This is a genomic window from Pseudoalteromonas sp. L21, from assembly GCF_021728035.1.
GTDB classification, from domain to species: Bacteria; Pseudomonadota; Gammaproteobacteria; order Enterobacterales; family Alteromonadaceae; genus Pseudoalteromonas; species Pseudoalteromonas arabiensis.
The window spans coordinates 688,435-712,322 of record NZ_JAKKCV010000002.1 but is presented as its reverse complement, the minus strand read 5'-3'; the positions used below and the strand labels follow the sequence as shown (position 1 = coordinate 712,322).

22 protein-coding genes are annotated in these 23,888 nt (G+C 40.6%); 6 read left to right on the top strand and 16 right to left on the bottom strand.

From position 1 onward, the window contains the following. Window positions 1-52 precede the first annotated feature (52 nt). Both L3V41_RS08335 and L3V41_RS08330 read right to left on the bottom strand, forming a co-directional pair. A complete protein-coding gene (locus tag L3V41_RS08335) occupies window positions 53-589 on the bottom strand; it encodes a peroxidase-related enzyme (RefSeq protein WP_237115495.1) in 537 nt (178 codons plus the stop codon). A gap of 88 nt (window positions 590-677) precedes the next feature. Beyond that, window positions 678-1,298: a TetR/AcrR family transcriptional regulator gene (locus L3V41_RS08330; protein ID WP_237127534.1), complete on the bottom strand. Its 621-nt coding sequence runs from the start codon at window positions 1,296-1,298 to the stop codon at window positions 678-680. Window positions 1,299-1,524: 226 nt separating this feature from the next. Here L3V41_RS08330 and L3V41_RS08325 point away from each other — a divergent pair, with 226 nt between their 5' ends. Beyond that, complete coding sequence (locus L3V41_RS08325; RefSeq protein ID WP_062567784.1) at window positions 1,525-2,292, top strand: EAL domain-containing protein; 768 nt, start codon at window positions 1,525-1,527, stop codon at window positions 2,290-2,292. A gap of 207 nt (window positions 2,293-2,499) precedes the next feature. Continuing rightward, complete coding sequence (locus L3V41_RS08320) at window positions 2,500-4,095, top strand: ABC-F family ATPase (protein WP_267135571.1); 1,596 nt, start codon at window positions 2,500-2,502, stop codon at window positions 4,093-4,095. Window positions 4,096-4,162: 67 nt separating this feature from the next. On the opposite strand, the gene katG is transcribed toward L3V41_RS08320, so the two are convergent. Together katG and L3V41_RS08310 are read right to left on the bottom strand one after the other, a co-directional pair. Then, a complete protein-coding gene (katG, locus tag L3V41_RS08315) occupies window positions 4,163-6,340 on the bottom strand; it encodes a catalase/peroxidase HPI (protein ID WP_237127533.1) in 2,178 nt (725 codons plus the stop codon). 582 nt (window positions 6,341-6,922) lie between these two features. After that, window positions 6,923-8,296, bottom strand: a complete 1,374-nt coding sequence (locus L3V41_RS08310) for a GAF domain-containing sensor histidine kinase (protein WP_237115498.1) — start codon at window positions 8,294-8,296, stop codon at window positions 6,923-6,925. 271 nt (window positions 8,297-8,567) lie between these two features. Between L3V41_RS08310 and L3V41_RS08305 the strand changes: the two genes are divergently transcribed. After that, window positions 8,568-9,458: a tetratricopeptide repeat protein gene (locus L3V41_RS08305; protein ID WP_062567788.1), complete on the top strand. Its 891-nt coding sequence runs from the start codon at window positions 8,568-8,570 to the stop codon at window positions 9,456-9,458. 214 nt (window positions 9,459-9,672) lie between these two features. Here L3V41_RS08305 and L3V41_RS08300 read toward each other — a convergent pair whose 3' ends face one another. The 5 genes from L3V41_RS08300 to L3V41_RS08280 all read right to left on the bottom strand — a co-directional run bounded on the left by L3V41_RS08300 (window position 9,673) and on the right by L3V41_RS08280 (window position 15,915). Continuing rightward, window positions 9,673-10,383 carry a nuclear transport factor 2 family protein gene (locus L3V41_RS08300; RefSeq protein WP_237115499.1) on the bottom strand — a complete coding sequence of 237 codons (711 nt, stop codon included), beginning with the start codon at window positions 10,381-10,383 and terminating at the stop codon, window positions 9,673-9,675. 70 nt (window positions 10,384-10,453) lie between these two features. Next, window positions 10,454-11,194 (bottom strand): ferredoxin--NADP reductase, encoded by a 741-nt coding sequence (locus L3V41_RS08295; protein WP_237127532.1) that lies wholly within the window; start codon window positions 11,192-11,194, stop codon window positions 10,454-10,456. Window positions 11,195-11,360: 166 nt separating this feature from the next. Beyond that, a complete protein-coding gene (locus L3V41_RS08290) occupies window positions 11,361-13,715 on the bottom strand; it encodes an Ig-like domain-containing protein (RefSeq protein ID WP_237127531.1) in 2,355 nt (784 codons plus the stop codon). Between the two features lie 269 nt (window positions 13,716-13,984). Next, window positions 13,985-14,686, bottom strand: a complete 702-nt coding sequence (gene deoD / locus L3V41_RS08285; RefSeq protein WP_036972525.1) for a purine-nucleoside phosphorylase — start codon at window positions 14,684-14,686, stop codon at window positions 13,985-13,987. Next, entirely contained in the window at window positions 14,686-15,915 is a 1,230-nt protein-coding gene (locus L3V41_RS08280; protein WP_062567791.1) for a phosphopentomutase, read from the bottom strand. The genes deoD and L3V41_RS08280 overlap by 1 nt, the downstream gene beginning before the upstream one ends. A gap of 191 nt (window positions 15,916-16,106) precedes the next feature. Between L3V41_RS08280 and udk the strand changes: the two genes are divergently transcribed. The 3 genes from udk (at window position 16,107) to L3V41_RS08265 (ending at window position 18,867) form a co-directional block, all read left to right on the top strand. Then, window positions 16,107-16,736, top strand: a complete 630-nt coding sequence (gene udk / locus L3V41_RS08275; RefSeq protein WP_062568159.1) for a uridine kinase — start codon at window positions 16,107-16,109, stop codon at window positions 16,734-16,736. A gap of 18 nt (window positions 16,737-16,754) precedes the next feature. After that, complete coding sequence (locus tag L3V41_RS08270; RefSeq protein ID WP_062567792.1) at window positions 16,755-17,978, top strand: NupC/NupG family nucleoside CNT transporter; 1,224 nt, start codon at window positions 16,755-16,757, stop codon at window positions 17,976-17,978. A gap of 157 nt (window positions 17,979-18,135) precedes the next feature. After that, window positions 18,136-18,867 (top strand): transporter substrate-binding domain-containing protein, encoded by a 732-nt coding sequence (locus tag L3V41_RS08265; RefSeq protein WP_237115502.1) that lies wholly within the window; start codon window positions 18,136-18,138, stop codon window positions 18,865-18,867. Here the strand turns inward: L3V41_RS08265 and L3V41_RS08260 are convergent. The 7 genes from L3V41_RS08260 to L3V41_RS08230 form a co-directional block, all read right to left on the bottom strand. Beyond that, window positions 18,864-19,550, bottom strand: a complete 687-nt coding sequence (locus L3V41_RS08260) for a transporter substrate-binding domain-containing protein (RefSeq protein WP_167346331.1) — start codon at window positions 19,548-19,550, stop codon at window positions 18,864-18,866. The genes L3V41_RS08265 and L3V41_RS08260 overlap by 4 nt on opposite strands. A 188-nt stretch (window positions 19,551-19,738) precedes the next feature. Beyond that, the gene (locus L3V41_RS08255; RefSeq protein ID WP_036972536.1) at window positions 19,739-19,948 is read right to left on the bottom strand and encodes a cold-shock protein; all 210 of its coding nucleotides are present in this window, start codon (window positions 19,946-19,948) and stop codon (window positions 19,739-19,741) included. Between the two features lie 203 nt (window positions 19,949-20,151). Continuing rightward, window positions 20,152-20,856 carry a hypothetical protein gene (locus L3V41_RS08250; protein ID WP_062567794.1) on the bottom strand — a complete coding sequence of 235 codons (705 nt, stop codon included), beginning with the start codon at window positions 20,854-20,856 and terminating at the stop codon, window positions 20,152-20,154. After that, on the bottom strand, window positions 20,844-21,590 hold the full coding sequence (locus tag L3V41_RS08245; protein ID WP_062567795.1) for a hypothetical protein: 747 nt from the start codon (window positions 21,588-21,590) through the stop codon (window positions 20,844-20,846). Before L3V41_RS08245 ends, L3V41_RS08250 begins: the two co-directional genes overlap by 13 nt. Beyond that, window positions 21,577-21,897 (bottom strand): cupredoxin domain-containing protein, encoded by a 321-nt coding sequence (locus L3V41_RS08240; protein WP_062568161.1) that lies wholly within the window; start codon window positions 21,895-21,897, stop codon window positions 21,577-21,579. The genes L3V41_RS08245 and L3V41_RS08240 overlap by 14 nt, the downstream gene beginning before the upstream one ends. Window positions 21,898-21,916: 19 nt before the next feature. After that, window positions 21,917-23,227 (bottom strand): ATP-binding protein, encoded by a 1,311-nt coding sequence (locus L3V41_RS08235; RefSeq protein ID WP_237127530.1) that lies wholly within the window; start codon window positions 23,225-23,227, stop codon window positions 21,917-21,919. Further along, entirely contained in the window at window positions 23,227-23,886 is a 660-nt protein-coding gene (locus L3V41_RS08230) for a response regulator transcription factor (protein ID WP_062567797.1), read from the bottom strand. The genes L3V41_RS08235 and L3V41_RS08230 overlap by 1 nt, the downstream gene beginning before the upstream one ends. Window positions 23,887-23,888 lie beyond the last annotated feature (2 nt).

The following is a 23,888-nucleotide window of genomic DNA, read 5'->3' as shown; positions in this document are numbered from 1 at the left end:
ATAGCCGTTTTTGTTTAAAGGCTTTTAGCCTCACTTAGGGTAATTAGGTTAATTAGGTTAATTCAACTTGTGGAAAGTCAATTTCAATATCGAATGCTTCGTTAAAGTAATTAGTAAAGCTATTTAGGGCGATATGGCCAATCACTTCAACAAGCTGCTCATCGCTAAAACCGGCATTTTTTACGCGCTGTAATTGCTCTTGCGATACACTACCGCGTGATTCAATCACTTGCTTTGCAAAGCTCAGTAACACATTTGTTTGGTCGTCTGCTGAAGTCGCTTTTAAATTCGCTTTAATTTCATCAGCAGACAGGCCTAGTTTGTCGCTAATATATGAATGAGCAGAAGCACAGTAACGACAACCATTAGTACCTGCGATTGCTAACGCTAATTGCTCTGAGTGCAATTGTGTTAAAGAGCCTTTATCTAAAGCCGCTTTAAAATTTAAAAAACCTTGTAACGCTGCGGGTGAATTAGCGAGCGCACCAAATAAATTAAGCTCTGCGCCCATTGCCTGCTTAAGGTCACTTAACTGGGTTTGCGCTTGGCCGCTCGTGGTGTTTACTGTCAATGTTGTAATGCGTTGCATAATAATGCTCCTTGTACAATTTAATTACCTACTAGTAGGTAGGTTTGTTGGGTAAATTTTTTAGAAACAGAATTTATGATCTAAACGATCATAAACTCAGTGTTTCTAAACATGCATCACAAGTTTGTATGAATAAACCTTGATGATGCTCACTTCTGTTTAACATTAATGCGCCTTTAATCGCGCAACATATTATTACTGCTTGCTGATAAGCTGAGGTTTTAAAACTAAACTCATTTCTCTCAAGGCCAGCTTGTAAAATAGAGCTAAGTATCTGTAATTCAAGATCAGCCATTTTCGTCACTTGCTTTTGCAGCGGCTCTGCCATTAAACGTAAATCTGTTTGCATGGCATATATTCCGCACATTTGCTTTTCGCTGGCACAGCTTTGAAAAACATCAAAATAGCCTTTTAAGCGCTCTTTAGCTGAAGGCAATGTTTTTAAGTGTGACTCAAGTTGCTGAAGCTGCTCACATTTAAGTTGGCAGAATGCAATACCTAAATCTGCTTTTGTTGCAAAATGATGGTGGATACTCGCTTTACGAATATCGAGCTCTTTTGCAAGGTCAGCATAACTAAAACCATGAAAGCCATTACTCTGAATGAGCTTATCTGCAAGTTGCAGAATATTTGTATATGTCGTGTTCATGGCAGCCATCTTACCTACCAGTTGGTAGGTAAGCAAGTTATTTTTTAAACTTTTGATCAAAAAGATCCTCAAATTAAATATAATCTATTAAAAATCAGATAATTAATTATTACAAAAATAATCAGTAGAGTCTAAATCTTGAGTAAATCTTTTACTAGATATAATCCTGCTTCTAAAAACAGCTGTAAGTTATCATTTATAAGTGTAAATTTTTGGTAACAACATTTGCACATTAGCCCATTTACTAGCACTATGGTTTAAAATCGAAATAATTTATAGGTAATAAATGCCTTCTAATAACGCTTCTTGCCAGCAAACTTGCAGACACTGTGAAGATCTAGCTGCACTAGATTTTGAATTTACCATGGCTTTTCAACCCATAATTGACTGTACGGCAAAACGTATTTTTGGTTATGAGGCGTTAGTTAGAGGAGCAAATAATGAGTCTGCTTACTCTGTAATCTCTCAAGTTAACAACGAGAACCGATATACATTTGATCAGCTTTGTCGAATAAAAGCCATTTCACTCGCAGCACAACTAAAACTCGATTCAATTTTAAGTATCAACTTTTTACCAAACGCAATTTATAAACCTGAGCGTTGTATAAAAACGACGCTAGAAGCTGCAAATAAGGTTAACTTCCCTGTTGAACAAATTATGTTTGAGTTTACCGAGGTAGAACAAGTAGAAGACAGCGCACATATCAAACGTGTCATTGAGTACTATCAATCACTTGGTTTTATCACTGCCACGGATGATTTTGGCTCTGGCTACTCGGGGTTAAACTTATTAGCTGATTTTCAGAGTAATATAATTAAGCTAGATATGAATCTAATTAGAGACATTCATCTTAATAAAGCAAGACAAACGATTGTCAGTCATTGTATTGCTATGTTTGAAGAATTAAATATCACTACACTTGCTGAAGGAATAGAAACAATTGAAGAATATCAATGGTTACGCCAAGCTGGTGTGAGTTTGATGCAAGGCTATTTATTTGCGCGCCCAGGGTTCGAGTCTTTACCTAGCGTTGACTTTAGCGTGCTTGATTAAATGAAGCGGCTTTATGCCGCGACATCACAAATTGCAACGCGATGTAAAATACGCCTAAGATTGAACTGTATCCAACTTTATCTTGTTTTTAATAGCGTTCTGAAAGGCTGATCTGTATAATCCGCGGCCTATTATTTACCCTATTGCTTGTTTATTTTCGCAGTTGCTGCGCCCATAACCTGTCAGTCTTTTTCTAGGAATAATTCGTTGATTTCAACCGCTAATATCACCATGCAGTTTGGCGCAGAGCCTTTATTTGAAAATATATCAGCCAAGTTTGGTAACGGTAATCGCTATGGTTTAATTGGCGCCAATGGCTGCGGCAAATCAACCTTTATGAAAATCTTAAGCGGCGCACTTGTGCCTACCGCTGGTAATGTGTCGATTGCGCCTGGTTTAAAGCTAGGTACCCTTAGCCAAGATCAATTTGCTTTTGAGCAATACTCTGTAGTTGATGCGGTGATCATGGGTGATGCTGAGCTTTGGAAAGTTAAACAAGAACGTGACCGTATTTACTCATTACCTGAAATGAGTGAAGAAGACGGGATGAAAGTCGCTGAACTTGAAAGCATTTTTGCTGAAATGGATGGCTACACAGCCGAAAGCCGCGCTGAAGAAATTTTGCTTCAAGCAGGTATTGAACAAACGTTTCATTACGGCTTAATGGCGAACGTTGCACCTGGTTGGAAACTGCGTGTGTTATTAGCACAAGCACTCTTCGCGAATCCTGATATTTTACTTTTAGATGAGCCAACCAATAACCTTGATATTCACACTATTACGTGGCTTGCGAATGAGCTAAATCAACGTAAATGTACAATGATTATTATCTCGCACGACCGCCACTTCTTAAATTCGGTATGTACTCACATGGCCGATATTGATTACGGCGAGCTAAGAATCTACCCAGGTAACTACGAAAAGTGGATCGAAGCTTCAAGCTTACAACGTGAGCAACTGCTTGCTGAAAATGCCAAAAAGAGCGCAGAAATAGATGAGTTACAGGAGTTTGTAAATCGTTTTGGTGCGAATGCTTCAAAAGCAAAACTGGCCAGTTCTCGCGCTAAACGTATGGATAAAATTAAGCTTGATGAAGTAAAAGCATCCAGCCGTATTAGCCCATCACTTCGTTTTGACGAAGGGAAAAAGATGTATCGCCAAGCATTAGAGCTCACTAAGTTAGGTCATGGCTTTGATGGTGAAACCCTGTTCAGCGGCGGTGACTTATTACTGGAAGCCGGTGCTAAGCTTGCCGTTATTGGTGAAAATGGCGTAGGTAAAACCACTTTTTTACGCTGCCTTGTTAATGAATTACAAAGCAACGAAGGCGTGGTGAAGTGGTCCGAAAACGCTAGCATCGGTTATTGCCCTCAAGATAGTAGTAAACAATTTGATAACGATCTCACGCTGTTTGATTGGATGTCACAATGGCGCACCGCTAAGCACAATGATTTAATGGTTCGCGCTATGTTAGGTCGATTATTATTTACCGCCGACGATGCCAATAAAAAAGCACGTAATTGCTCAGGTGGAGAAAAGAACCGCCTATTGTTTGGTAAGTTAATGATGCAAGACATCAATGTATTGATTATGGACGAACCGACCAATCACATGGATATGGAAGCCATTGAAGCACTTAATAATGCATTAAAAGATTATCAAGGTACCTTGATTTTTGTCAGTCATGACCGTGAATTTGTCTCATCATTGGCAACTCGCATCATCGATATTAAGGATAAACAGGTCATCGATTTTCAAGGTACATTTGACGAGTATATGGATCATCTGGCTCAGCAAGCATAGTGCACTGAAGCACCATAAAAAAAGGCTACAGAGTTCTGTAGCCTTTTGGGTGTAGCATCATATCAAATTAAATATCAAAGCGGTCAGCATTCATCACTTTAACCCACGCATCAACAAAGTCTTGTACAAAACGCTCTTTGTTATCGTCTTGTGCGTAAAACTCTGCGTATGAACGCAAGATTGAGTTTGAACCAAACACTAAGTCAACACGTGTTGCTGTCCACTTAGTAACCCCAGTGCTGCGCTCAACAATATCGTAGAAACCTTTGCTTATTGGCTTCCACGTGTAAGCCATATCGGTTAGATTTACGAAAAAGTCGGTGCTTAATGTACCTACGTTATCAGTAAACACACCGTGTAAAGTACCATCATAGTTAGTACCCAATACACGCATACCACCGACTAGTGCCGTCATCTCTGGCGCTGTTAAACCCATTAATTGTGTACGCTCTAGCATTAGCTCTTCAGCAGAAACTGCGTAGTCTTGTTTCAGCCAGTTACGAAAACCGTCATGAATTGGCTCAAGCACATCGAACGAATCAGCATCGGTCATTTCATCCGTTGCATCACCACGACCTGGGGCAAATGGCACGGTTATATCAACGCCTGCGGCTTTTGCTGCTTGCTCAACCGCCGCTGTTCCACCTAGTACAATTAAATCAGCTAAGCTTACTGGTTTACTTAAACTCGCTTGCACCGATTCGAGCGCACTGAGAACTTTTGCTAAACGTTTTGGTTCGTTACCTTGCCAATCTTTTTGTGGCGCAAGGCGAATGCGTGCACCGTTTGCACCACCACGGTGATCTGAGCCACGGTATGTGCGTGCGCTATCCCATGCGGTTGCAATTAAGTCTGCTTGGCTTACACCACAGTTCAGCAGCTTGGTTTTAAGGTCACTAATTTCGCTGTCTGATAATGTGTAATCAACCGCAGGGATCGGATCTTGCCAAATTAGATCTTCGCTTGGTACATCTGCACCTAAGTAACGCGATTTTGGACCTAGGTCACGGTGCGTTAATTTGAACCATGCACGTGCAAACACATCACTAAAGTATTCAAAATCATCGTTAAAACGCTCGATAATCTTACGGTAGGTTGGATCCATTTTCATCGCCATATCGGCGTCGGTCATAATTGGGTTTAGACGAATTGATGGGTCTTCCACATCAACTGGCTTGTCTTCTTCTTTGATATCGATTGGTTCCCATTGCCACGCACCTGCTGGGCTCTTCTTAAGTTCCCACTCGTAGTTAAGCAGCAAGTAGCAATATCCGTTATCCCACTTAGTTGGGTAAGTCGTCCACGCACCTTCGATACCCGAGGTCATCGTATCGCGACCAATACCGCGTGAGTTGTGGTTGTTCCAACCTAGGCCTTGCTCAAACACATCGGCCGCTTCAGGTTCAGGACCAACGTTTGCTTCGCTGCCGTTACCATGCGTTTTACCTACGGTATGACCACCGACTGTTAACGCCGCAGTTTCTTCGTCATCCATTGCCATACGGGCGAATGTTTCGCGAACTTGCTCCGCCGTTTTAAGCGGATCAGGGTTACCATTAACCCCCTCAGGGTTTACGTAAATTAAGCCCATTTGCACCGCAGCAAGCGGATTTTCCATCGTGTCGGGTTTTTCTACATTGGTGTAGCGTTCATCACTTGGTGCTAGCCATTCTTTTTCAGCCCCCCAGTAAACATCTTTTTCTGGATGCCAAATATCTTCACGGCCGCCAGCAAAACCAAAGGTTTTTAAGCCCATTGATTCATAAGCCATATTACCAGCTAAAATCATTAAATCTGCCCAAGATAGCTTGTTACCGTATTTCTTTTTAACAGGCCAAAGTAAACGACGTGCTTTGTCTAGGTTAGCGTTATCTGGCCATGAATTTAAAGGCGCAAAACGTTGGTTACCTGTACCACCGCCGCCACGGCCATCTTCTAAACGGTATGAACCCGCTGAATGCCATGCCATACGGATCATTAAACCACCGTAATGACCCCAGTCAGCAGGCCACCACTGCTGGCTTTCAGTCATCAAATTTTTTAAGTCAGTTTTTACAGCTTCAAGATCGAGCGATTTAAATGCTTCAGCGTAGTTAAAGTCTTTACCGTAAGGGTTAGTTTTACTGTCGTGTTGATGAAGGATGTCGAAGTTTAGAGAATTTGGCCACCAATCTGTATTTGATTGTGCGGTAACAGTGTTACTACCATGCATAATCGGGCAGCCGCCCGTTTTTCCATTACTCATTGTATGCTCCTGATAAGCTAGAAATATGACAAATATTTATGTATGAATACTGATAAGGCTTTGTCATAAAAAAGGATTTCCTGTTAATAATGAATCACTAATCACTTAGAATTTCCCGTTGTTTTAAACTATAGGGGCAGTGCAAAAATAAAGCTAGGCCTGTCTTTACTTTTAAATCGATTGTATTAATTGAAAAATCTGATTTGAGTTATTGGCAAAAGTCATACATTTTATAAGGGTATTCATTGACGGTGAGAAAATCATGAAAGCCATAGACCCACAGGTTGCAAAACAACTAAGTATTAACTTTTTTATCGCAAATTTACCTTTATTAATGTTAACAGGGATGGTTGTTGCCTCAATTGTCGGGTTGGTGTTTCGAAGCCCAATTTTATTTTGGCTTACGCTGCTAATGACACCTCTGGCTATAAATCACGTATATTCAAAAAGAAAAATCAAGCAATTTTGCGAGACAAACTCATGCGATAATTTATCTTGTCTTGGCAAAGCTGTTGATTAAAAATTAATTTTATTACCCAGTCACCAGATTATTTAGCCTACATTTAGCTTAAATTTTGTTTATTAAGCTATATTAATAGGCAGTTTTAAGGTGACTGAGACACCTTGATCAGGCTGACTAGCGACATTAATTTCGCCTTGCAGAGCTTGGGTTGCAAGGTTATACACTATCGACATTCCCAAACCGCTTCCACCTGTGCCACGCTTAGTGGTAAAAAATGGTTCAAATACTTTATGCATCACCTCATCAGTCATTCCACAACCATTATCTTTATAGCAAAGTGTGTATATCCCCTTTTCATCATCTAGGTGAACGCTAATATCAATCACGTTATGATCTTTTCCGACAAAACCGTGTACACAACTATTATTCACTAAGTTTAAAATGATTTGGCTAAGCGCTCCTGGAACGGTTATTAGCGTAAGGTCATCTGCACAGTCAATATTAACAATAACATTATGGCTGCGTGTTAAAGGCATTAAACTATGGACAATATTCTCAAGGTAGGCTTTTATTTGAGTTTCTAATAAATTTAACGAAGATTGATCAACCGCAGTTTGCTTGAAATCACTGATCAGTTTTGCAGCACGCTCTAAGTTAGTAAATGAAATTTTTATACATTCATTTAAATGCTTCATTCCTTCTAGCAACGCGTGCTTGGTTAACGTATTGGCACTTATGAGTTTATCAAGTTCAGTAAGTTTATCTTTTGCTGAACTATTTGCTGTAACAGCAATACCAATCGGTGTGTTTACCTCATGAGCAATACCTGCAACTAAGTTACCCAAAGAAGCCATTTTCTCAGACTCAATGAGCTTTTCTTGCATTTCTGTCAGTTCATTTAAGGTTTTTTCGAGAGTGCGAGTTCGCTCGGCAACCCGATGTTCTAAATGTTGGTTAGCTTTTTCTAACTCGGCATTAACGCGCTCATTCTCCTGCGCCGATAATGCACGTCCGTACAGGTCAGCTAATGCGCCAATAAATGAACATTCATCTTCAGTCCACTCTCGTTCTCCCCCTATATGCTCACAGCAAAATATACCTATCATTTTTCCTTTATAGCGTATTGGTGCATCAAGCATGGCACCAATATTTAAAGGGCTGAGGTAACTTTCACTAAATTCGTAAGTCGCAGGGTCGGTGTGAGCATTAACAGCGGTAATGGTTCGTTGCGTATCAAGAGCTCTAAAATAAGCAGGGTATGCGTCTCTTGGAAGCACCAACATTTGAAGCTCTTTGCCATTTTCTCTATCAAGTAAAAGGCGGCATTCAATGGCGGTATTTTCTTCATTCAGTAACCAGATACCCGCTCTACCTATTTCTAGGCCGTCTAACACCGCATTTAGAATTAAACGTTCAGCTAATTCAACGTTACCACTATCAAGATCTGATGATATTGACACTCCATAGAGTAGTTGGACTAGTTGTTGGCGCATCACTCTCACCTTTTAGTTGTAAGACCATTTAAGTCTAGACGAACATAACTGATCTAGCATATTGAAAATAAATTTTTAGAAACTCTTTTAGGATTAAGTAGTTGTTCAGATACCAATGGTTATATTACACCTAACTCCTGTTGATACCCCTGACAACTTATGTTGTTTATGCAGTTTGACCAGCTCACCCTACGAGCTGGTTTTTTTTGCCTAGTCCACAGTGCTCACGCATGTTACAGTTAGCCTAGAATTCACTATAAATGAATAAGCTATGCGTTATATCTTACTATTAATTACCCTATTAATGAGCCTTACCATCTCTGCAAGTGCTCAAAACGAAACAGAAAACCGCCCTGCGCTGACTGAGGTTGAGCAACAGCAAGCTCTCGATAAGCTACAAGAGCCTATGTATAAGCCGCTCTTAGAGCGCTACATTCTTGATGAACTTAAAGCTGTGCGCCAAGATCAACAAAAGTTACGCGAAGATGTAACAAAACAAGTCGCTCACACTCAATTAGATACTGCTGACCGTGCTTTAACTTATACAACGGACACGATAAATAATGTCTTCTTTATTATTACGATTACTGCATCTATCTTGGTTTTAGTTGGCTGGAATTCATTACGTGATGTGAAAAATAAAGTAGAAGACATTGTAAATACCCGCGTTAGTGCGATCACTAAAGAGTATGAAGAACGTCTTAAAGTATTAGAAGAGAAGCTACGTGAACGTTCTGAAGAGATTTTACTTAACCAACAAAAAATCTCGATTACAAACGAAGTACACTCTTTATGGATGCGAGCTAATTTAGAAAGTGATGTTGCGAATAAAATTGAAATATTCGACGAAATTTTAAAACGTAAACCAGAAGATGTTGAAGCCATTGCCTACAAAGCAGATGCGCTACTTGAGATAAACGAAACAGGCGAAGCAATCGAGTTATGTAATCAAGCACTTGAAATAGATAGTGACTATGGTTATGCATACTGGCAACGCGCTTGTGCTTATGCTCTATTGCATAAACATGCTGATGCAATGGCTGATATTCGCATGGCGCTTGAGTATTCACCTAATCTTCGCAATGAATTATTACATGAAAGTGCTTTTGCAAGCTTGCATGACAACGAAAGCTTCAACTCATTGTTAAATGAAACGGCTTAGCCGAGACGCGCGAAGGGTACGTTGGGTCGAGCCCAGCGACACCCAACGTAAAGGAGCTTTAAGCCGTAAGCTCTCAGCCGACATGTAGCAACGGGTTTATCCCGCGTCATTAGGTGCTTGGTTCTAGGTACAGGGACGCGATGTGAAATCGCTGCTACCTCAAATCTAGTAACTTTCATCTACCCAAAAAAAGAGCAGCTAAGCTGCTCTTTTTTTATCTGAAAAATAATACTTTGGTTATTTTACCGTTTTCGATTTGGTAACTTGTAACAAACTCAGCCCGTTTATCAACCACATTCGGGTCTTCTGAGCAGGTTTCTGATAACTCATGATCAATCACTATATTGCCATGCACAATACGTTTAATCGGTGATGATTTGATACACTTTAACTTTTTAAACATGATGCCGTAGCGAGCTATAAGCTTCTCTTTCCCCGTGAACATAAGCTCATTAGGAAATGTATAAAACTCAACATTTTCATCATACATTTTGATAAAAGCGTCAATATTGCGGGCATTATAAGCCGCAATAACTTGTTCGATAACCGCTGTCGCCTCACGTGACTGACGCGCTTTTTCTTGCTGTTTCTCTGTGAGTGCCTTTTTAGCTTTAGCAACAGCTTGTTCAGCCTCATTCACAGCTTCCTGTTTTTCCTCTGCGGTCTTTGGCTGTTCTGCCGGTGCAGGGTTTTGTGAACCTAATACCTTACTGTCATCAACCTTAGCCAGCGGTTTTTTAGCTTGGGCTGAACTCGGTACTTGCTGAGTTGCTGGCTTCTGTTCAATAAATTCAAGGCTATCAACCTCTTTCTTTTCAGGCTCATTTACTGAAGCTGGCTGAGCTTGCTTTTGTTCAGTGCTTGATTCAGTAGCAGCCAATTGCCATGAAATAAATAGACTTATTGCAAAAAGTAACGGTTTCATAGTTTTCCTAAACACACCATGCTCATTTGAGGCGCTAAAGTAGCAAATTCTAGCTATTAGGCATAGCTTTTTACCAATATTGCTCAACAGTTATATGACCAGGATCACGACGTCTGTTGCGGCTAAAGCCAAGCTCTAACAAAATAGCTGTTGTATCTTTCACCATTTCTGGATTACCACAAATCATAAATTGTGTGGTATCAGGCACAGCAGGATGACCTGTAACATCAAACAAACGGTGGTCTTTAATTACATCTGTGATCCGACCATTAAACCCCAGTGTGGCTGACTCTCGGCTGACTACAGGAGAATAATGCAAGTTTGAGTACTGTTGCTGTAGCGCTTTAATGCGAGCTTGGTAGCTCAAATCTTCGTTGAGGCGCACGCCATGTACAAGGTGAACATGCTCGAACTTTTGCCACACCTCCCCCTGCTCTAATATTGAAATAAAAGGCCCAAGTGCCGTACCTGTACTCAGCATGTAAAGCTGCTCACTGCTTGGCACTTCATCAAGGGTAAAAAAGCCTGTGGCGCGGCGCTCAATAGTGACGCTATCGCCTGGCTTTAATTGTGCCAGCTGCTGAGAAAGTTGACCGTCTTTAACATTGATCAAATAAAACTCAAGGTCGGGATTATTCGGCGCATTCACATAAGAATAGGCACGTGCAACACGTTTATCACCCACTTGCATAGCGAGTTTAGTAAACTGCCCTGCGGTGAATGGTTCTACGTCCGCATTTACAATTAAGCTAAATAATGAGTCTGTCCACCATTTAACGTCTTTGACCTTAGCTTCAACCCAATTAGACATACACATCCTCAATTGTTGTTCCTCTATTAAAAGTGGCAACAATTGCTTGAATTTTCAAGTTTTAAGGTGCGAGGTATAGGCAACGAGCTGAATTTTACGCGAGATAAACTCGCAACTATAAAAAAAGCCGCATAAATGCGGCTTTGAAAGGGTTTCATTAATTAGGTTATAAGCCTTTATTAACCGTGTTTTGCCATGCAGCTTCCCAAAGGCTAAGATCTTCTAGCTTGATAAAGTTAATGCGAGGATAAATTAAGTTTTCAATTTCATCCTCAGAAATTTCACCATTATTATCCTCATCATAACCATAATAACCATATTCATGTACTAATGCAGAATTTGATTCAGGAACGTATGCAAGTACATCCCAAAATATATAGCGCAAATCAAAGTCACTTTCATAGCCCATTTTAAGCTGGTTTTCGGTTCTGCTCCATGTCCATTCGTTACCAATGTGAAAATAGTTATCAGGCCCATCTATTAAATGAGCTGAACGAATAGCCCGTTTTACTGTATTATTTGCATCAAACTGATAAGCATTTAGATAATCAATATTCATTAAGTCATCTTCATATACACTCTCACTACCATGATTCATTACTGTAATCATAGGTTGATACACCTTTGGTAGCTCAGTAATCATGTTTTCAAAAAACAATTCAGCATCGTCTATTACTTTTACAACGGAGCCTGTACCTTGAAAAATTAGTTCGTCATTTTCCCATTGCTGTACAAAGGTTAAGTAACGATTACCATCAGACATAATCGGCGTATAAGTCACTTTTTCTGTAGAGCTAGAAAGAACCAAGCTATTTTCTAAGCGTTCTACTACATAAGATTTACCTGTGTGTTTCGCAGTTGCTGTCACGCCTGAAATTGTTAAGTACTCATGTTTAAGAATGCTTCCTGAAATTTCCTCTGAAGCATACAGTGATGGAACTGACCACTCCCCAACTAACTGTTCTGAACTAAGCAATGAAAATTCATCGTTGGTGCCGTTAACAATTTTTAATACATCATCAATTGGTTTTTCGTAAATTAAAGTATCTGTTTCCCATTCAACGGCATCCGGGATCTCTAACTCTTCAACATCTACCCCAGAAATGTATGCTAAAACACCTGACTTATCATTGGCTAATTTAGAAACAGTTCTTTTTAGTGGGTACTTTTTAACAATAATAAATGAATTTATTTTGCCTTTATAGTAAGCATCTCGTATTGCTATAGCGATATCTTCGCCCCATTTATTAGCAATTTCCACCATACCACTATCAATGTTGAAGCTTAAGTCAATTGCATATCGTAAAACTGAGTCTTCTGCAAAATCGAATACAAGCTTACCTTGTTCGATTTTCCACTCAACACTCGCCTCTCGAGTATCGTTATTGTTAGCGACTATACTTTTACCTTGATAATCACTATTCAAAATAAGTGTTTTATCTGCATATAGCGGCATTAACTTTTTACGGTACGCTGAAAATGTAAATAGTGGTTGCTCAGTGAGCTCTTGTTCAGTAAAGGCCAAATCAGTACCGCTGATAGAATCATTTTTCGCTTGTGTGAAATCAGCTTCATACTGCTCGGTTAGATTACCTTGCGTATCCATTGCAGCAATACTCACTAAGTAAGCATTTATAGCCTCTTTAACTTCACCAGAGTTTAGTAAAGTCAACGATGTACCTTCAGCAACTGTATAGTTGTCATTATCGACCAACAGTTTTATAAAACTTGCAGTATCTAATAATTCCTTTGGTGATATTTGTGCAGATAAACTATCGTAAGCTTCTTGGGTAGTTATTGTGTCTTCAGCATTTTGTTCTTCAGCCAATAAATAGTGAGCAGTCGATAAGTGAGTGATGTTGGCATTATCCCCTTGCTCATATGAATAAATGCGGTCCTCACCCGAAGCTAGCATTACACTTTCAAAACTCCCAAATAAATTAACTAACTCGACGTGTTGTTGATCATTAGCCGTACCAATCGCCTTTAATAAAAGCATATCGGTTATATCTGACGTTTTAACATCTAACTGATAAAAGCCATTACTATCAGCGTGAGTTTCAAGTGTTTCGCCATTAATTGTTAAAGAGACATCAGCATTTGCAATTGGTTTATCAACCACTTGCCCATGTAAAGTCAACTGCTGATATAAAGTTAGCTCAACGCTTGCTTGTGACGTTTTTTCTCCATCTGTTATTTGATAGCTAAAGCTATCTTTTCCTGCAAAGTTTGCATCAACCGGAGTATAAAGCACTTGATTATTTGAAATCATTGCTGTTCCGTGAGTTGGCTGCGTTAATATTTGCGCAACAGTTAACGCATCACCATCACTATCTGTGTCATTTTCCAAAACACTAATTACAACACTTTCACCATTAAGGGTTGAACTAGTATCAATAACTGCAACGGGTGCCGAATTTGTTAATTCTTGTTTAGATTCCTCATTACTATCACTATTGCCACCGCAACCAGTAAGTAAAGATGAAAAGACAAGGCTTAGAGGTAGGTATTTATATTTCATACTAATCCTTAGTATTTTTGTCCAAGAGAGTTATTAATTATTATTTACTTTTTAGGTACAAACCAAAAGACTAACAGTAAAGTATTGTTGCTTATGATTACAACTCTTTTTTATTAATCAAGGCTTAAAATTGCGAGATGCGAGTAGGATTTTACGCGAGATAAACTCGCAACTATAAAAAAAGCCGCATAAATGCGGCTTTGAGGTTAGTCTCACTTCACTTTGGGCGTGTTTCCAAATTTCAGTGAATACGTTACCAAGGAACTTATTTAAATTGATTCTAAAGCAATTTTAACCATTTCGTTAAAAGTGCTTTGACGCTCTTCACTTGGTGTCGCTTCACCAGTGATTACGTGGTCACTAACAGTAAATAATGCCATCGCTTTTGCGCCGTATTCAGCGGCTACGCCGTACATGCCAGCTGTTTCCATATCAACAGCAAGTACGCCTAGCTTGTCTAATTCTTGATAGAATGTGTTATCTGCTTGGTAGAATGTATCTGTTGTAAATACATTACCTACCTTCGCTTCAATGCCTAATTCTTTTGCTGCGTTTACGCCGTTAAGTAGTAAACCAAAATCAGCAATTGCGGCAAAGTCATAACCACGAACGCGCGCACGGTTTACGTTTGAATCTGTGCTTGCACCTTGTGCAAAGATAACGTCACGGATTTTGATATCGCTACCAATACCGCCACAGGTACCAATACGAATTAGATTTTTAACGCCGTAACTAACGATCAATTCACGGGCATAAATTGACATTGATGGAATACCCATCCCAGAGCCCATAATACTCACTGGTTTACCTTTGTAGGTACCGGTAAAACCATACATATTACGAACGCCTGTTACTTGTTTTGCGTCATCTAAAAAGTTTTCAGCAATGTATTGAGCGCGAAGCGGATCACCTGGCATTAATACCGTTTCTGCAAATTCGCCTACATTGGCACTGATATGAGGAGTACTCATTATTGGTTTCCTTTTTTGTTCGCTAATAGCTGGTCTTTAAAGCTATCACCGTATTCAAGTGCAGGAAGATTAAACCACTGGGCAAGGGTTTGACCTATGTCTGCAAAACTAGCTCGTTCTCCAAGCGGGGTGTTTGTCATCCCAGGTTGGTAAGCAAGTACTGGCACGTATTCACGTGTATGGTCAGTGCCTGCTGCTGTTGGATCACATCCGTGATCGGCCGTGATAATTAACACATCATCACTATTTAGTTGATTTAAGATGGTCGGTAGATAATCATCAAACTCTTTTAATGCTTTAGCATAGCCAACGGCATTACGGCGATGACCGTACTTTTCATCAAAATCAACTAAGTTTGTAAAAATCAAACTATGCTCTGGTGCGCTTGCGATAACTTCTGAGGTTTTCTCAAGTAAGTTTATCAGCCCTGGCGCTTTGTGTTTTTGGGTGATGCCTTGGTGCGCATAGATATCAGCAATTTTACCAATACTAATCACTTCACCGCCGTCTTGCGATAATTTATCAAGCAAGGTTGGCGACGGTGGCAGCACCGAATAGTCACGACGATTACCGGTACGGGCAAAATCGTCACGGCTCGAACCCAAAAATGGCCGCGCAATCACTCTTCCTATGTTCATTTCATCAAGCAGCGCCCGTGCGATTTCGCAAACCTGATAAAGTTTCTCCAGTCCAAATGATTCTTCGTGCGCGGCTATTTGAAACACGCTATCAACTGAGGTGTAGCAAATCGGCATACCGGTTTGCATGTGTTCTTCACCCAGTTGTTCTAAAATGGTTGTTCCTGAGGCATAGCAGTTACCCAAAATGCCAGGAATACCTGCACGAGCTATTAGCTCGTCCACAAATTCTTGTGGAAAACACGGCTGTGTATTTGGGAAGTAACCCCAATCAAATAACACAGGGACACCAGCCATTTCCCAGTGCCCTGAAGGCGTGTCTTTACCACTTGATAACTCTTTAGCGTAACCCCATGCGCCAACAGGTGCTTGGCGATCACTGACTAAACACGGTTCTTTACCAGCGGCTTCGCATGCATCGGCCAAACCTAAACGGGTAAGATTAGGTAGCGATAAGTGCTCACCGGTTTCTTCAGCATAAGCTTTGAGTAAATGAGCGAAAGTATTTGCGCCCACATCACCAAACTTGTCTGCGTCAGGTGCTGCGCCAATTCCTAGGCTATCTGCCATTAAGATAAGTGCTCTTGCCATGGGTACCTCGTTATCAATATGTGAATACTTTATATGCTCTTCGAATTTTTGGTACAGGACATAAGTCCTGTTTCATAAAACAGAAACATTATAAATTTGCACCCCTGAGCGAAGCAAAAGAGATTAATCGTGTCTTTTTTGCTATTGTGATCTACCTAACAATGTTTCCTTCTGTGTGGGCGAGAACTTTAGTGACACGAACAATTATAGCTATTGCTGGCGCATCTGCGTCGGGCAAGTCTCTTTTTAGCAAGACAATTTATAACGAATTAGTCAATGAGCTTGAACCGGGCGCGATCGCAGTGATCGAAGAAGATGCTTATTACAAAGACCAGTCGCATTTGCCGTTTGACCATCGAACGCAAACTAATTACGACCATCCTGATGCTTTCGAGCATGAGCTTATGCATGAGCATCTACTTCAATTACGCGCTGGAAAATCAGTAGACGTACCAACTTATGACTATGCAATGCATACTCGCAGCGAAGAAACGCGCCGAGTTGCACCGGCAAAAGTACTTATCGTTGAAGGTATTTTGCTACTGAGTGATCCGGCACTCCGTAAAGAATTTGATATTAAGGTGTTTATTGATACACCATTAGATATCTGCCTTATGCGCCGTATGCAACGAGATATGGAGCAGCGTGGCAGAACATTACAGTCCGTTGTTGATCAATATCAAGCGACAGTGCGACCTATGTTTTATCAGTTTATTGAGCCATCAAAGCACAAAGCTGATCTCGTAGTCACACGCGGCGGTATGAATCGCGTTGCCATTGATATAATTAAAAGTAAAATAAAATATTTACTGCAACAATAACAACGGGAAATAGTCAGTATGACAACATTTATGAGCTTAGTAGGCATTGTTATGCTACTAGCCATTGCTTTTGCGGCCTCAACAAACCGTAAAGCAATTAATTTAAGAACTGTGGGCATCGCCTTTTTACTTCAAGTGTTAATTGGTGGCTTTGTCTTGTTCTTCGAGGTGGGCAAAAACGTACTGGCAAGTATGTCACGAGGCGTGTCATCGGTCATTGGTTATGCTAATGACGGTATAGGCTTTTTATTTGGCTCACTGGCATCGCAAGATACCTTAGGGTTTATTTTTGCGATACAAGTATTGCCCGTTATTGTGTTCTTTTCAGCACTCGTTGCTGTGTTGTATCACATTGGGGTGATGGATTGGATAATCAAGATTCTAGGCGGTGGCTTACAAAAGCTATTGAAAACCTCGCGCCCTGAGTCGCTTTCTGCAACCGCCAATATTTTTGTTGGCCAAACAGAAGCACCATTAATTGTTAAACCATTTATTGCCAGCATGACTAAGTCTGAGCTGTTTGCGGTAATGGTCGGTGGCTTGGCTACCGTAGCAGGCTCCGTTATGGCAGGTTATGTAACGATTGGTGTAGAGCTTAAATACTTAATTGCAGCCAGCTTTATGGCGGCACCGGGTGGCTTCTTAATGGCAAAAATGATTGTGCCAGAGACCGAAACACCCAAAGAAGATTTAGCTGATTTAGACGTACAAGAAGAAAAACCGGTTAACGTAATTGATGCTGCTGCATCAGGTGCCGCAAACGGTATGCATCTGGCACTTAATGTAGGTGCGATGTTACTTGCTTTCGTAGCACTTATTGCACTTCTAAATGGGTTATTAGGCGGTCTTGGTGGTTGGTTTGATCATCCAACATTAACGCTTCAGGAAATTTTAGGTTACGTATTCGCACCGGTTGCATGGTTATTAGGTGTACCTTGGGACGAAGCAGTAATCGCAGGCAGTTTTATAGGTCAAAAGGTTGTAGTTAACGAATTCGTTGCTTACCTCGACTTTATTAATTATCGCGATACGTTAAGTGCGCACACACAAGCGATTGTCACATTCGCGTTATGTGGGTTTGCTAACTTATCATCGATAGCAATTTTACTAGGTGGATTAGGCGGTATGGCGCCTAGTCGGCGAAAGGATATCGCACGCTTAGGGCTCAGAGCAGTGTTAGCAGGATCTATGGCTAACCTCATGAGTGCAGCAATTGCAGGTTTTTTCCTCTCGCTAGCTTAGAAACTTAATGAGATGAGCCGTAGTTGCAAAACAATAGGATAGAACTTTAAGGGGTTAAAGGTCTATCTGACTTGAACGATACTTCACCAAGGGCCGCAAGGCCCTTTTATCGTTTTATGTGCTAAGATTTAAATACTAAGTCTTTTTAAGTACATAAATGAAATACTCTCTATTTTTATTCACCTTATTATGTATAAGTTGGTCTGCGCATAGTGAACCGGCCTTAACGGTCGTGACCGAACTCTCCCCTCCCAATCAAACTTTAATAAATAACCAAGTTTCAGGCGACAGTACACAGCTTGTAAAGGCGATATTTGCCAAAGCCGAATTAACAGCCAATATTGAGGTTTATCCATGGGCACGTGCTTATAAGATGGCGTTAAAAAAGCCACATACGTTTATTTTTAGCATGGCTAAAACACCTGAGCGAGAAAATAAATTCGAGTGGATTGGGGCAGTGGCAACCTATCAAATGGGGTTTGTAAAGCTCACCCAACGCGCTGATATTAATATAACAACAAGCGAACAGGCAAAGCAGTATAAAGTCGCTGTTCAACGAGATGACCTGTCAGCCAAACAACTTTCGGAGCGAGGCTATACAATCATATACACTTCAGATATAACCCGTTCTTACCAATTACTCATATCTGGCAAAGTCGACCTAATCGTTGATGATAAAAACTATATCGCAGCAATGGCAGAGCAATTAGCACAAGACGAACAAAATTTTACCTTTGCTCATTCTATCGACTTCTTAGCCATGAAAGGCTACCTTGCAGCCAATAAGAATACAGATCCACGTTACATTAAAGCACTGAAAGATGCTTTTGAAGATGTAGCAAAGAGCGAAACTTATCGTAAAGTGATGATGCTAACTGAATACAATTAGTGCTGACCGACTAAGTACTCGTTTGTTAGCTTGTCTAATTTGCCTTGTTTCATCAGCTTTTGGTAACTGATTTGAAATTGCTCAACAATTTCTTTAGGCATATTTTTATTTAACGCTAAAAAATTACCCGTTGTATTGTTAAGTGGTAATTCTATTAGCTTTACAACTTCTTGACCTGCATAGCCGTATTGCATAAGTTGATAATGGAAGGATAATTCTGAGCCGATAATAAGGTCGAGCTTTCCCTTAAAAAATAAGTTAATGCATTCATAATAATGGCTAAATTTAAGCAGATTCTGCTCGCTTTCAAAACCAATATTTTCTACAAACTGCTCATAAATACTGTCTCTCACCACCCCAAGAGTATAATCTTTCACTTCCGATAAATCTCGAGGGTTAACTTGCGAGTTCGACTTTAAACGATAAAAATAGTTACGAGATGAAGCCATAGGCCCAATCCAATTGAAGAAGGGCTCTCTATCAGGGATACGGGCTGTAGACACAAGCCCTGCCATAGGCTCTTCTTGCGCTAAGTGATAGGCTCTTGACCAAGGCAATAGCACAAATCTACACTCGATATTGGCATCCACGCACATTGCGCTTACAAAGCGAAGATTAATGCCTTCCAAGTGCCCTTTGTTAGAGAAGTTATAAGGGGGAAACTGCTCAGTATAGATGGTCACACTATGCTTGGCGTACACTATCGGAGCAATGCCCAAACACGCTAATAGAAGATATCTAAAAATGATTAAAACACCCAAATACGACGACTGAATTAACTATAGGAATGTTAATGCTCTCAGTCAATTTTTAGACATAAAAAAAGCAAGCCGTAGCTTGCTTCTTCTTAATCATTACTTTTCAGTAAGAATTATAACGGAGTGATGTTATCCGCTTGAGGACCTTTTTGACCTTGTGAAAGAGTGAACTCTACACGTTGGCCTTCAGCTAAAGTTTTGAAACCGTCGCTTTTGATTGCGCTGAAGTGTGCGAATACGTCTGGGCCATTTTCTTGCTCGATGAAACCAAAACCTTTAGATTCGTTAAACCACTTAACTGTACCTGATACGATGTTAGACATAGTATTATTCCTGATATAAAAAAATTAAACATGCCCTAAATGGGCGGGTGTAGCAAAAAATGAGATGGTACTTAAAAACTTCAGGACGGTACTACAAGTATTACTTATACAACAACGAAATAAAGATTTATTAATTACACGCTTTCTTTCTAGCTGGGGCCCACTATATAGAGTTAAGAAGATAAGTCAAATACTATCGACAATTAAAATTCAAACTCTAGTGCTAAACGAAAACTATGATCTTTGCCTGATTGAGTTAATTCACTTATGAACCCCGCTTCCCATTTTAGTTGATGCTTAGGACTAAAGCGATGCAAACCAATAAAACCGGGGCCTATGCCGAAAAAGTCTTCCCCCGCATAAATTTCAATAGAGGGTTGAAACTCAGAGCGGTAGCGATAGCGATACTGGGCACGAAACTCGCTTTCCCATTCATTTTCAATATCAGCTCCCCACTCATAAACTAAAAAAGCATTCAACGTTAAGCTGGTGCGGCCAAACTCTTTCTCCCACAGAAAACCACTTGTCGCTTCATATGCATCTAAAGTGTGCTGTTTTTCAAGCTCAAATAATGCGCCCCAATCTGCCCATAAGCGACCTTGCTCTACTAGCTGCCAACGCAGTTCAAGCTCATAAGAAGCGAGACCAAAATCACCATTGTCATCACGCTCTCCTACTACATACCCCTCTAAACTCATAGTATCGTTAATTGCACCACCAAAACCGGCACGCTGAGCCAGCACATTACCTGAATCAGTTTGCCTTGATACAAGTCGCCATTCAACTTCTCGCTCAAAGGGAAGCACATAGGGGTGATATACTTTATCAACCACCATACCATCGGCATACGCGACTTGGCTAATGCCTGCTAATAGCAAGCAACTTAAGCTAATAATTAAGAACCGCATACTGGCTCCTCTATCTTTTTAATTTTTAAAACACGCACCAAGGCGATAAATGTAACTGCTGCAATCACATATACCCAAAGCGCAGTTTTACTGGGTGTTGCTTCGTAGCCTGCTAAAGCTTTTAATACACGGCCAAGCTCTGAGTTTTCGACTAAAAACCCACGCCAATCTAAATAATTTGCGGTCACGTCAATTAAGTCGACCTGACTTGCTAAATCAAGAAGTACCAATAACTTTGCCGTTGCATTTAAAGCTAACAACACAATCAAAGACTGCACGCCAGCACGTCTAACAATACTTTCAAGCAAAAAGAACAGTAACACCCCAAAACTAATACAAATACCAACACCTAAAAAGGTACCGAGTATTAAAGGCTCTGCGGTGTCTTTGCTATGCCAAAAACTCACTAAATAAATCATGTAATGGCTTAAATACAAGGTCATGGTAGCAATCAATGCGACCGCTGCTGCATGACTACGCTGCTGACAGCTAATTAACGCGGCAACATAAACCATGACACATAGCAGCATTTGCAGAAACTCTAAGCCACGATGGTCAAATAACTGGCTCACCCACGCAGCGCCTTGCACGAACACTAGGCTCACGAGGATACCAAAGACAGCATAAATACTGAGCTGGCGTTGATTTAAAGGCACAATCAAACTCAATAACACAGCTAAAATCACCACGGGCAGAAGTTGATTAATACTCATCAGTAAACTAGTTATCAGCATTATCTACCTCCGTAGCAACAACAGTTCCTCGGGCAGTATTAGGCGAGAACTCCCCAAAAAAATCATATCGGCCAGGGCTTAACGGGCCGATATAAATGACACTCGTGCGGCTAGGGTAAAGTACTTTTTCACGGTTTAAGTCGAAACTATCGAACTCTTCCGGAGTATCATCTTGATTTTCGATTAAGAGTCGTAGCTTTTTATTGGCAGGTACTTTAATTTCAGCGGGGTAAAATAGATGATCTTTTAAGATCAACTTGTACTCTTTGGCATAGGCGAGCCAAGACGACATACATAGTAGCAACATAGAAAGTGCCAGAATCCATTTATTCACTAACCTCTCCTTGCATAAAGGAGACGATCACTCGTAAACCACCGAGATGGCTATCAGCAAGTGCAATATCAGCGTTGTAAATCGATACTATATGTTCGACAATAGCCATACCAAGCCCAGCTCCTTGCTCACCGGATGGGTGTTTATCGCCACCCACGCGGTAAAAACGGTTAAAAATGCGCTGCTTTTGAGCTTCATCAATACCTGGACCCGAGTCATCAATTTGCCAGATAAAACGATTATTTTCGGTTTTCAGAGTAATACCTATTTCTCCCACAGCTGGGGTATATTTTATGGCGTTACTCAGTAAATTACCAAACAAAGTGACTAAGGTGAATTCATCTCCAGCAATAACAAAGTCATCACCATCAATGCTAATGCTATGCTCTTTTTCGTCTATACGATCATAAAGTTGTGCGACAACGTGCTGGCTAATTTCTAACACCGATACAGGACTAAATTGTGCCTGCCATTGCTCTGGATAAGTACGCCCTAAAATCAACATCTGTTCAACAATATTACTTAGTTTATCAACCCCTTTTTCCATCGCATTAAGTTCTACACTATCAATCCCCTGAGCGAGTAAATTATGTACATTGATTTTTAAACTACTGAGCGGCGTGCGTAGTTCATGGGCCGCATCTGAAGCGAAAAAGCGTTCTCGTAAATAGGCACTTTCAACACGTTTAAATAAATCGTTTAAGCGGCTAATTACAGGTTTAATTTCTTGTTCTGGGGTTTGCCAAGGAATCGCCGTAAAGTCATTTGCTTGACGATGTTTTAATTGATTAGATAATCGAGTCAGTGGCGCAAGCCCTTGTTTTACAAAAACACTAATAAGCACTGCTAGAATTGGCACGCTCCATAACAGCGGCGTCATGGCCGACAAAATCACGGTTTCGGTTAGTGCCACACGCTTACTTAGAGGCTCAGCAATAAGCACCCGCTTATTGCCTTCACTTAAACGATACACTTTGACTCGTTGCCCTGCCAGATTCTCAACACTAAACCCAGTTTGCCACTGACTTTTATTGATTGGATTATGCTGCAATGACTTTGAGCTTGAAGCCAAGCTACCATCAACCCACACCTGAAATAATAACTGCGGTAAATCACTTGTATAGGCAGGAGTTTCTTTACTTAGAGGTTGTTCAATCAAGACATGCGCCAGCGTAACTAGCTCGTTATCAAGCAGTGCTTCAGCCTGATTCATGCTTTCACGGTAACCTTTAGTAAAAGCCAAAAAGCAGGTTAAGATCACCATCGACAAGATAAGTAAGGTCAGTCTTTTACGGATTGACACTAGCGTTTACCCACCACATAACCAATACCGCGCAGGGTTTTAATAAATTCTTTCGGGAATTTTTTACGCAAGTGATGAATATGTACTTCGATGGTATTTGACCCCACCTCTTCGCCCCACTCATAGAGCTTATTCTCTAACTGCTGTTTTGATTGCACGCGGCCTTGATTTTCGAGCAACGCTTTGAGTAACATAAACTCTTTACGCGGCAAGTTCACCGGCTCTTTTTGAAAACTCACGGTAAAAGCTGCGGTGTCCATTTCAACATCACCGACTTTTAAAGTGCTAGTTTGTGCTTGGGTAAGACGCCTGCTGGCAACCCGAAGGCGTGCAAATAACTCAGCGGGATCAAACGGTTTTGCAAGATAATCATCAGCACCTAAATCGAGTCCCATCACTTTATCGTCGATACTCCCCCTAGCAGTTAAAATCACCACAGGCAGGTTTTTACGGTGCTTTTTGATGTGCTTTAGAATGTCGATGCCATCACCATCTGGTAGTCCTAAGTCTAGGACTACCAGCTCAATTTCATCGTTTTGCAGCCATTGCATCGCTGACTTAACGGTCGAACTATGTTCAACACTATAACCTTGTTGACGCAAAGAACGGCATAGGCCTTCTGCCACTAAGTGATCGTCTTCAACGAGCAATAAATGCATAA

Coding starts and splice junctions, on each gene's coding strand:
- L3V41_RS08265 (WP_237115502.1), top strand. CDS start 18,136: ATGAAATACTCTCTATTTTTATTCACCTTATTATGTATAAGTTGGTCT.
- L3V41_RS08325 (WP_062567784.1), top strand. CDS start 1,525: ATGCCTTCTAATAACGCTTCTTGCCAGCAAACTTGCAGACACTGTGAA.
- katG (WP_237127533.1), bottom strand. CDS start 6,340: ATGAGTAATGGAAAAACGGGCGGCTGCCCGATTATGCATGGTAGTAAC.
- L3V41_RS08280 (WP_062567791.1), bottom strand. CDS start 15,915: ATGGCAAGAGCACTTATCTTAATGGCAGATAGCCTAGGAATTGGCGCA.
- L3V41_RS08300 (WP_237115499.1), bottom strand. CDS start 10,383: ATGAAACCGTTACTTTTTGCAATAAGTCTATTTATTTCATGGCAATTG.
- L3V41_RS08250 (WP_062567794.1), bottom strand. CDS start 20,856: ATGCGGTTCTTAATTATTAGCTTAAGTTGCTTGCTATTAGCAGGCATT.
- L3V41_RS08295 (WP_237127532.1), bottom strand. CDS start 11,194: ATGTCTAATTGGGTTGAAGCTAAGGTCAAAGACGTTAAATGGTGGACA.
- L3V41_RS08335 (WP_237115495.1), bottom strand. CDS start 589: ATGCAACGCATTACAACATTGACAGTAAACACCACGAGCGGCCAAGCG.
- L3V41_RS08245 (WP_062567795.1), bottom strand. CDS start 21,590: ATGCTGATAACTAGTTTACTGATGAGTATTAATCAACTTCTGCCCGTG.
- L3V41_RS08255 (WP_036972536.1), bottom strand. CDS start 19,948: ATGTCTAACATCGTATCAGGTACAGTTAAGTGGTTTAACGAATCTAAA.
- deoD (WP_036972525.1), bottom strand. CDS start 14,686: ATGAGTACTCCTCATATCAGTGCCAATGTAGGCGAATTTGCAGAAACG.
- L3V41_RS08305 (WP_062567788.1), top strand. CDS start 8,568: ATGCGTTATATCTTACTATTAATTACCCTATTAATGAGCCTTACCATC.
- L3V41_RS08230 (WP_062567797.1), bottom strand. CDS start 23,886: ATGCATTTATTGCTCGTTGAAGACGATCACTTAGTGGCAGAAGGCCTA.
- L3V41_RS08270 (WP_062567792.1), top strand. CDS start 16,755: ATGACAACATTTATGAGCTTAGTAGGCATTGTTATGCTACTAGCCATT.
- L3V41_RS08310 (WP_237115498.1), bottom strand. CDS start 8,296: ATGCGCCAACAACTAGTCCAACTACTCTATGGAGTGTCAATATCATCA.
- L3V41_RS08240 (WP_062568161.1), bottom strand. CDS start 21,897: ATGTTGCTACTATGTATGTCGTCTTGGCTCGCCTATGCCAAAGAGTAC.
- L3V41_RS08290 (WP_237127531.1), bottom strand. CDS start 13,715: ATGAAATATAAATACCTACCTCTAAGCCTTGTCTTTTCATCTTTACTT.